We start from the raw sequence: 7,536 nt of genomic DNA, 5'->3' as shown, positions 1-7,536 counted from the left end.
TGTCGCCCACGGTGCCGTGGGCGCCGGAACCAGCGTTTGCTCGCTCGGGCCTGTCGGCCCTTACATCGGTATGTGAGCAATGGGCTTGTCGCCCATGGTGCGGTGGGGGGCGGAGCCAGCGTGCTCGTTTGGGCCTGTCGGCCCTTACATCGAGTATGTGAGCAATGGGCTGGCGCCCGCGGTGTGGTGGGCGGCGAATCCGGCGGGGGTCGGTCATTGGGGGCTCTGCGGAGTGGGAACCCCCAATGACCGAAATGGCTAGATGGTGGTGCTGTGGTGGTCGTCGGGGGTGGTTAGGGAGCGGTGGGATTTGGCGGACAGGCGGGTGGTGGCGCGGGAGGCTCGTGGGGGGACGCCGTTGATGTCTTCGGTGCTGATGGCGTAGGTGGCGATCACCCAGGCGATGGCGTCGGAGTTGCGGTCCAAGGCGGTGCGGTCGAGGTTGCCGAGGTTGTCGCACTTGGAGTGGTAGCACTTGTCGTAGGCGACGCCTGCTACGCCGCCCCATTTGGCGAGTTGGGCGGGGGTTTTGATCTTTTCGGCACCGGTGAAGATGCCGCCCGCGGGGATGCCGTTGGCGATGAACTCGCCGTAGTCGGAGCGGCCGTCGAAGTCGGTGCCCTCGGTGGGGGTGCCGGTGGCATTGAGGAAGCCCGCGAGCGCCGCCTCGATCTGGGCGGAGCCGTAGGGGCCGGGGCCGGACCCGGTCGCGTCCGAGTCGTCGCCGTCGTAGACGAAGTAGGCGCTGTTCGGGGACGCGATCATGTCGAAGTTCAGGTACAGCGCGATGTCGGTCTGCTGGTCGAAGGTGAGCGAGTCGACGTACTTGGTCGAGCCGACCAGGCCGAGTTCCTCCGCGCTCCACCAGGCGAACCGGACGGCGTTGTTGACCTTGGGGGAGCCGCCGAGCTGGATGGCGGTCTCCAGCAGGGCCGCGCTGCCGGAACCGTTGTCGTTGATGCCCGGCCCGGCCTCGACGCTGTCGAGGTGGGAACCCGCCATGACGACGTTGTCCTTGCGGCCGGTCTTGGTCTGCGCGACCACGTTGAACGAGGTGCGCTGCTCGCGGGTCTGCCGCAGGTCGAGCGTGGTCGACGCGCCCGCCTGACCGACCAGGGTCGCGCCGTCGGCCTTGCTGACGCCGCCGACCGGCAGGCGCGCGGCGTTCGGGTCGCTGAGGGTGCCGCTGAGCGGGCCGTCGACGTTGTTGTAGATGATCGCGCCGACCGCCCCGGCCGCCGCGGCGTTGGCCTGCTTGACCGCGAACGGGCAGCCGCCGCGCTGGATGAGGGCGATCTTGCCGGTGAGGTCGGGGAAGTCGGTGGCCTCGCAGCCGGGGGTCGCGTCGACCGGGACCACGGCGAGCGGGGCGGTGACGCCGCCGACCGGGGTGGACAGGCTGTAGGTCATGATCGAGATCGGTACCGCGGTACCGGCCACGGTCAGCTTCTGCGCCTGCGTTTGGGTGGCGGTGAACGGGAACTCGTTGCGGGTCACGTCGAAGCCCGCGTCGCGCAGTTTGCCCTCGACGTACTCGGCGGACTGGACGTGGCCGGGGCTGCCCGCGAACCTGGTGCCGCCGTTCTTGTCGGCGATGCGCTGCAGGGCGATCAGGTGCCGGTTGACGCCGTCACCGGTCACCTTCTTGACCAGGTTCCTGGCCAGGGCCGGGCCGTCCGGCAGGTCGGCGGGGGCCGCCGAGGACGGGACGGTGGTGAACGCGAGCGCTCCGGCCGCCGCGAGCATGGTGGCGCCGAGCCGGAGCGGGTGACTTCTGGGCATGCAGGTCCCTTCGTCAACAGGTGGGTGCGACCGCGAGCCGTGACCGCCCCGACGCGGTCCGTGTTCCCGGCGTGCTTGCCACCCTCGCCCGGCGCCCCGCCGCGGTCAAGGGGCGTTGTTCACCAACCGGACACCGGGCGCCCCGGTCAGCGGGCAACTCCTGCGGAAAAGCGCCGCGGCGTGGTCGGCACGGCGCCAACGGTTGCTCCCGTTGCCGCAGCGCCCGGCAAGATAACGATTTCACCCGGCGGCCCCGGAGGGCGGGTCCGACTACGGTTGGGTCATGCACGCGATCACGATCAGCGAACCCGGTGGCCCCGAGGTGCTGCGGTGGACCGAGGTGCCGGACCCGGTCGCCGGGCCGGGCGAGGTGGTGCTGCGGGTGGCGGCCGCGGCGGTGAACCGGGCGGACCTGTTGCAGCGCAGGGGTTTCTACCCGCCGCCCGCCGGAGCCAGCGAGGTCCCCGGTCTGGAGTGCTCCGGCGTTGTCGCCGAAGTGGGCGAAGGTGTCACCGGATGGCGGATTGGCGACGAGGTGTGCGCGCTGCTCGCGGGCGGCGGGTACGCGGAGCGGGTGGCCGTCCCGGCGGGGCAACTGCTGCCCAAACCGTCCGAAGTGGACCTGGTGACGGCGGCGGGCCTCCCCGAGGTGGCCTGCACGGTCTGGTCCAACGTGGTCCAGACCGGCCGGTTGACCGCCGGGGAGACGCTGCTGGTGCACGGCGGCGCGGGCGGGATCGGCACGCACGCCATCCAGGTCGGCAAGGCGCTCGGGGCGACGGTCGCCGTGACGGCGGGTTCGGCCGAACGGTTGACCCGCTGCGCCGGGCTGGGCGCCGACATCACGCTCGACTACCGGGACACCGAGTTCGAGAACGAGGTCGCCGCCGACGTCATCCTGGACAACATGGGCGCGAAGTACCTGCGCCGCAACGTCACCGCGCTCAAGCGGGGCGGTCGGCTGGTGGTGATCGGCATGCAGGGCGGCAACGTCGGCGACTTGGACGTGGCCGCGCTGCTGCGCAAGAACGGGACGGTCGCGGCGACCGGGTTGCGGCACCGGCCGGTCGGGGAGAAGGCGGCGATCGTGGCCGCCGTGGTCGAGAACGTGTGGCCGATGATCGCGGACGGCCGGGTGAAACCGGTGACGCACGCGGTGCTGCCGATCACCCGGGCGGGCGACGCGCATCGGATGCTGGAAACGGGCGGCGTGTTCGGGAAGGTGCTGCTTGCCGTCACGCTCTAAAACCGGCCAGGGCCTCCACGAGTTGGTCCACCTCAACGGAATTGGTGTAGTGCGCGAGTCCGACGCGCACCGCGCCACCCACCTCGCCGACGCCGAGGGTCGCGAACACGCCGCTGGGCGTGTCGTCGGCGAACGCGCAGATACCGCGCTCAGCCAGGTGCACCACCGCGTCCTGCGCCTTCACGTCCGCCACCGTGAACGCCAGGGCCGGGATCCGGCGCATCGCGTCACCGATGACCATCACGTGCCGCAGGCCGCGCAGGTCGCCGATCAGCCGGGACAGCAGACCGGCCTGGTAGGACTTGGCTGAGCTGAGCGAGGTGACCAGCCGTTCCCGCCGGTTGCCGCTCGCCGTGTCGTCCAACTCGGCCAGGTAGTCGACCGACGCGACCAGCCCCGCCAGCAACGGGTACGCGTGCTGCCCCAGTTCCAACCGCTCCGGGCCTGCCGCGCGCGGATCCAAGGACGACGCGGGCAGCCGCTCCACCATCGCCGCGTCCGCGAACGCCAACGCCGCCACCGCGGGACCGCCCCACGCGCCCGCCGACACCGCGACGACGTCCGCGCCCGCGGCGTTGATGTCGATCGGGATGAACGGCGCCGACGACGACGCGTCCACCACGACCACCGCGCCCTGCCCGCGGGCCACCTCGGTGATCCGCTTCAGGTCCGGCCGGGTGCCGACCGCGCCGGACGCCGAGGTCACCGCCACGACCTTGGTCCGGTGCGACACCAGGTTCTCGTACTGCCACGCGGGCAGCTCGCACGTCTCGATGTCGATCTCGGCCCAGCGCACCGTCGCGCCCGCCCGCTGCGCCACCCGCAGCCACGGCGCCGTGTTCGCCTGGTGGTCCAGCCGGGACAGCACGACCTCGTCGCCGATCAGCCAGCCGTCACCGAGCGCCTCGGCGAGCCGGGCCAGCAACACCGCCGGGTTCGGCCCGAGCACCACCCCGGCCGGGTCGCAGTTCACCAGGTCGGCCACCGCGCGCCGGGCGGCGTCCACGATCGCCTCCGCCCGCTGCGACGCCGGGAAGATCCCGCCCGGCCCGGACACCGGCGCGCGCAACGCGGTCGACACCGCCGTCGCGACCTGTTCGGGCACCTGCATGCCCGCGGGCGAGTCCAGGTGCACCCAGCCGTCACCGAGCGCGGGGAACAGCCCGCGAACACGCGCGACGTCGAAGGCCATGCGCCACACCGTACGAGAGTCCTCCCGCCGCACGCCGCGTGGGGCACTACCCTCGCAGGCGTGACTCAACCCAACCCCGGCCCGGAGGAAGCGCACCACGTGGTCGTGGTCGGCCCCGACGGTTCCCCGCTGGGCAGCGCGAAGATCCCGGACAACATCGACGACACCTCGGTCGGCGACCTGGTCGAGCAGCCCGCGAAGGTCATGCGCGTCGGCACGATGATCAAGCAACTGCTGGAGGAGGTGCGCGCGGCGCCGCTGGACGAGGCCAGCCGCAACCGGCTGCGCGAGATCCACCAGCGGTCCATCGCGGAGCTCGAGGACGGGCTGGCCCCGGAGCTGCGGGACGAGCTGGAGCGGCTGTCGCTGCCGTTCACCGAGGGCGTCACCCCGTCGGACGCGGAGCTGCGGATCGCGCAGGCCCAACTGGTCGGCTGGCTGGAGGGCCTGTTCCACGGCATCCAGACCGCGCTGTTCGCCCAGCAGATGGCGGCCAGGGTGCAGCTCGAGCAGATGCGCCGCGGTCTGCCGCCGGGCGCCTCGGGCGCCCAGGAGGAAGGCGGCGGGTCCCACCTGCGCACCAGCGGGACCGGTCAGTACCTCTAGGCCAGGCCCTCGGCTCGGATGAGGTCGGCGGGACGGTCGATGTCGACGGCCCGCTCCTTGGGGACAACCTGCGCCAGCACTTCCGGCACGAAGAAGCGGCGGTGCTCGCGCAGGTCCCCGGTGCCGACGACGTAAACACCACCGGTGGGCCTAAGAACCCGCGGCAGGGACTGGCGCGGGGCTTCAAGGTTGGACCAGTCGTGCGCGGGCTGGAGGACCCCACCTACTACTACGCACGCCTTCCACGGGTGGTGCTCGTCCACCGGCGCCATCTGCACGACCGACCCGGTGACACGATCACCGTGCAACGCCAGGCATTCCTCAACATCGGCAGTGGACCGCAACGGCGAAGTCGGCTGGAGAAGAACGATCACAGACGAGTCCGGCAACCCCAACGCGTCGGCGGCGTGCACCACGGCGTCGACCGAGCGACTTTCCGACGTGGACAGCACGGGCGGCCTGCGAACCACCTCCGCGTCACCCGCCGCCCGCGCGATGTCGTCGTCGTCGGTGCTCACCACGACCCGGTCAACCCCGCGCGCCGCCGCCGCCGTCAGCACGGTGTGCGTGACGAGTGGCGTACCGCGGAACAGCGCCAGGTTCTTACCGGGAAAGCCGACAGAGCCACCGCGCGCGGTCACCACCGCGACGACCTCACGCTCTGCCATCACACGTCCTCCTATCGTTCGAATGGACGACTCTAGATGGCCCACGTAGGGCTTGTACCAGGGTCGGCGGCCGATTTGCGCCAACGGCGCTTCGTTGATCGGCGGCACACGTTCTACGCTTGCCTGCCCCCGTACGCACACCCCGAGGCCCCCACTGACGAATGAGCGTCCTGCACAGCCACTCCGAGGCTTCGCCCTTGCCTGACTCCCGCACCGACCTGGCCGCCCTGCTCGCGGCCTACGCGCGCCACGACCCACCGCGTACGGTCGCGATCGTCGGGAACGCGCCCATGGCCACCAGCGCCGAACGCGCCGCCACCATCGACGGCTGCGACCTGGTCGTCCGGATGACCAGTTTCGCCATCGACCCCCCCGGCGGCGACCCGGCGCTGGGCGCCCGCACCGACGTCGTCGTGCTGCACCGCGGCGTCATCGCCAGCCCGCACACCTTCGCCGACTACACCTCGCGGCTCTACCTGCTCGTCGAACCCGGCAGGCTGCACTGGGAACCCGAGGTCATCCCCGACTGGTGGCCCGCCGACCTCGGTTTCCAACCCGTGCCCAACCGGGACTTCACCATCCCGCTGAACCGCCTGCTCGGCTTCGACCCCGCCGCGCCCGCGTGGTCCACCACCGGCACCCTCGCCGCGTACCTGGTGACGGAGCTGTTCCCCGCCGCCAGGGTGACCCTCACCGGCACGTCGATCATCGACCGGCCCGAGCAGACCAGCTTCGCCCACGCCTGGGGACAGTCCGTGGCCGTCACGGCCGAACACCGCTTGGCCGCCGAGGCAGCGCTGCTGCGCGGCTGGGTGGAAACCGGAAGGATCGAGGTGCTCGGATGAACCACCAGGTGACCGACCGGCTCCGCGACGCTGCCCGCGTCGTCGGCGCCCCCGTCTGGCGCAGACTCCGACCCCGCATCGAGCTGATCGCCCAAGAACACGCCACCCCGGCCGCCGTGGCCGCCGCCCGCGCGCACTCCCGGGTGGACGCCCTGGTGGACGAACTCGGCGCCCTCCGGGCCGAACTCACCCCCGAGATCGACGACCTCGGCCGCCGCGTCGACGAACTCGAGTCGACTGTGGACTGGCTGAACGGGGAACACCGGCGGATCGCACCCCAGTTGGCGGCGGTGGAAGCCCGGCTGGCCGAACTCGAACGCCGCCCCCCGGCGGTGGAGGGCGCGGTGTCGGAGGACGAGATCGGATCCGTGGCGGCGCTGGTTGAGGAGATCCGGGTGGAACACGCCCGCGTCCGGACCCGACTGGGGCTGGTGGCGCGGTACGAGGAACGGATCACCCGGCTGGAGGACGCCCAGGGGGACTGATCGGGTGTTTTTCGCCGTGCCCGGCGGCGAGTCCGCGGCCTGGCCTCGGAGTACTCGGTGACGGTGCCAGTAGGTGTTGGTCAAGGTGAGGACCGGGGTGCCGGGGCCGACTTGGACAACTTCGGTGCCTTCTGGCGCGCCCGTTGTGGGGCGGGGCGAGTTCGACTTGAAGGATGGTGACGCGCTCGCCGGGGTTGAAGCCGTCGCCGCTGACGCGCTGCAGGCTGAGGCGGTCGGGGGCGGTGGTGACGTGGTCGCCGGGGCCGTGGGATCTGCCGGTACGTCGGGAGGTCGCGAACCGCAGCCAGAGGTTCCGTGCCGGTCGGTGGGGAGCAGCGACCTTCATTCCGTTCCCCAGGAAGCTGCGAGTCCGGTTGTTCGGGCAACTTCGTGGTGGCACGTGTGTGGCCGGGGTGGATGCGCGTTCAAGTCGCGATGGCCGACGCTTGACGCAGACCGTTCGACCTGTTGCGCCCGACGTGGGAATCCGCAGGTCAGTTGCCCATTTCCGCCGCCCGCTTTCACCCGTTCCAGCGACAAAAGTTATCCACAGGAGAACCTCCCCGCCCGCTCTTTCAAGATCTTTTGTCGGACCCCACGGGTAGACTGGCATCGAGGGCTGCCCCCGGGAAGGGTGGGGGCCGCCTGGGGGTGGTGGGGGTGGCTTGGGGGTGGTGGGGGGTGGAACCACCTGATCGGGTGGGGCGGGGGC

Annotated in this window: 7 protein-coding genes; 4 read left to right on the top strand and 3 right to left on the bottom strand. The window is 71.3% G+C overall.

Annotation, left to right across the window (positions count from 1 at the left end):
* Nucleotides 1–258: 258 nt before the first annotated feature.
* Nucleotides 259–1,782 carry a M28 family metallopeptidase gene (locus H504_RS0117240; RefSeq protein ID WP_425394064.1) on the bottom strand — a complete coding sequence of 508 codons (1,524 nt, stop codon included), beginning with the start codon at nt 1,780–1,782 and terminating at the stop codon, nt 259–261.
* Nucleotides 1,783–2,065: 283 nt separating this feature from the next.
* Between H504_RS0117240 and H504_RS0117235 the strand changes: the two genes are divergently transcribed.
* Nucleotides 2,066–3,028 carry an NAD(P)H-quinone oxidoreductase gene (locus tag H504_RS0117235; protein WP_026423785.1) on the top strand — a complete coding sequence of 321 codons (963 nt, stop codon included), beginning with the start codon at nt 2,066–2,068 and terminating at the stop codon, nt 3,026–3,028.
* On the opposite strand, the gene H504_RS0117230 is transcribed toward H504_RS0117235, so the two are convergent.
* The gene (locus tag H504_RS0117230; RefSeq protein ID WP_026423784.1) at nt 3,018–4,220 is read right to left on the bottom strand and encodes a cysteine desulfurase-like protein; all 1,203 of its coding nucleotides are present in this window, start codon (nt 4,218–4,220) and stop codon (nt 3,018–3,020) included. The two genes, H504_RS0117235 and H504_RS0117230, sit on opposite strands and share 11 nt — an antisense overlap.
* A gap of 60 nt (nt 4,221–4,280) precedes the next feature.
* On the opposite strand from H504_RS0117230, the gene H504_RS0117225 reads away from it, so the two are divergent.
* Nucleotides 4,281–4,826 carry a bacterial proteasome activator family protein gene (locus H504_RS0117225; RefSeq protein WP_026423783.1) on the top strand — a complete coding sequence of 182 codons (546 nt, stop codon included), beginning with the start codon at nt 4,281–4,283 and terminating at the stop codon, nt 4,824–4,826.
* On the opposite strand, the gene H504_RS35610 is transcribed toward H504_RS0117225, so the two are convergent.
* Nucleotides 4,823–5,494 (bottom strand): acylneuraminate cytidylyltransferase family protein, encoded by a 672-nt coding sequence (locus H504_RS35610; RefSeq protein WP_051385975.1) that lies wholly within the window; start codon nt 5,492–5,494, stop codon nt 4,823–4,825. The two genes, H504_RS0117225 and H504_RS35610, sit on opposite strands and share 4 nt — an antisense overlap.
* 197 nt (nt 5,495–5,691) lie before the next feature.
* Here H504_RS35610 and H504_RS0117215 point away from each other — a divergent pair, with 197 nt between their 5' ends.
* Together H504_RS0117215 and H504_RS38785 are read left to right on the top strand one after the other, a co-directional pair.
* On the top strand, nt 5,692–6,339 hold the full coding sequence (locus tag H504_RS0117215) for a hypothetical protein (protein ID WP_342668782.1): 648 nt from the start codon (nt 5,692–5,694) through the stop codon (nt 6,337–6,339).
* The gene (locus tag H504_RS38785; RefSeq protein ID WP_051385974.1) at nt 6,336–6,824 is read left to right on the top strand and encodes a hypothetical protein; all 489 of its coding nucleotides are present in this window, start codon (nt 6,336–6,338) and stop codon (nt 6,822–6,824) included. Before H504_RS0117215 ends, H504_RS38785 begins: the two co-directional genes overlap by 4 nt.
* Nucleotides 6,825–7,536: the final 712 nt, after the last annotated feature.

Origin of the sequence: Actinokineospora inagensis DSM 44258, assembly GCF_000482865.1 — a bacterium.
Lineage (GTDB): Bacteria > Actinomycetota > Actinomycetes > Mycobacteriales > Pseudonocardiaceae > Actinokineospora > Actinokineospora inagensis.
The sequence above is the reverse complement of the archived record's forward strand: the minus strand, read 5'-3'. Positions and strand labels throughout refer to the sequence as shown.

Excerpts from the sequence above, each read along its gene's own strand:
- H504_RS0117230 (WP_026423784.1), bottom strand. The coding sequence starts at position 4,220 with ATGGCCTTCGACGTCGCGCGTGTTCGCGGGCTGTTCCCCGCGCTCGGT.
- H504_RS35610 (WP_051385975.1), bottom strand. The coding sequence starts at position 5,494 with ATGGCAGAGCGTGAGGTCGTCGCGGTGGTGACCGCGCGCGGTGGCTCT.
- H504_RS0117240 (WP_425394064.1), bottom strand. The coding sequence starts at position 1,782 with ATGCCCAGAAGTCACCCGCTCCGGCTCGGCGCCACCATGCTCGCGGCG.
- H504_RS38785 (WP_051385974.1), top strand. The coding sequence starts at position 6,336 with ATGAACCACCAGGTGACCGACCGGCTCCGCGACGCTGCCCGCGTCGTC.
- H504_RS0117235 (WP_026423785.1), top strand. The coding sequence starts at position 2,066 with ATGCACGCGATCACGATCAGCGAACCCGGTGGCCCCGAGGTGCTGCGG.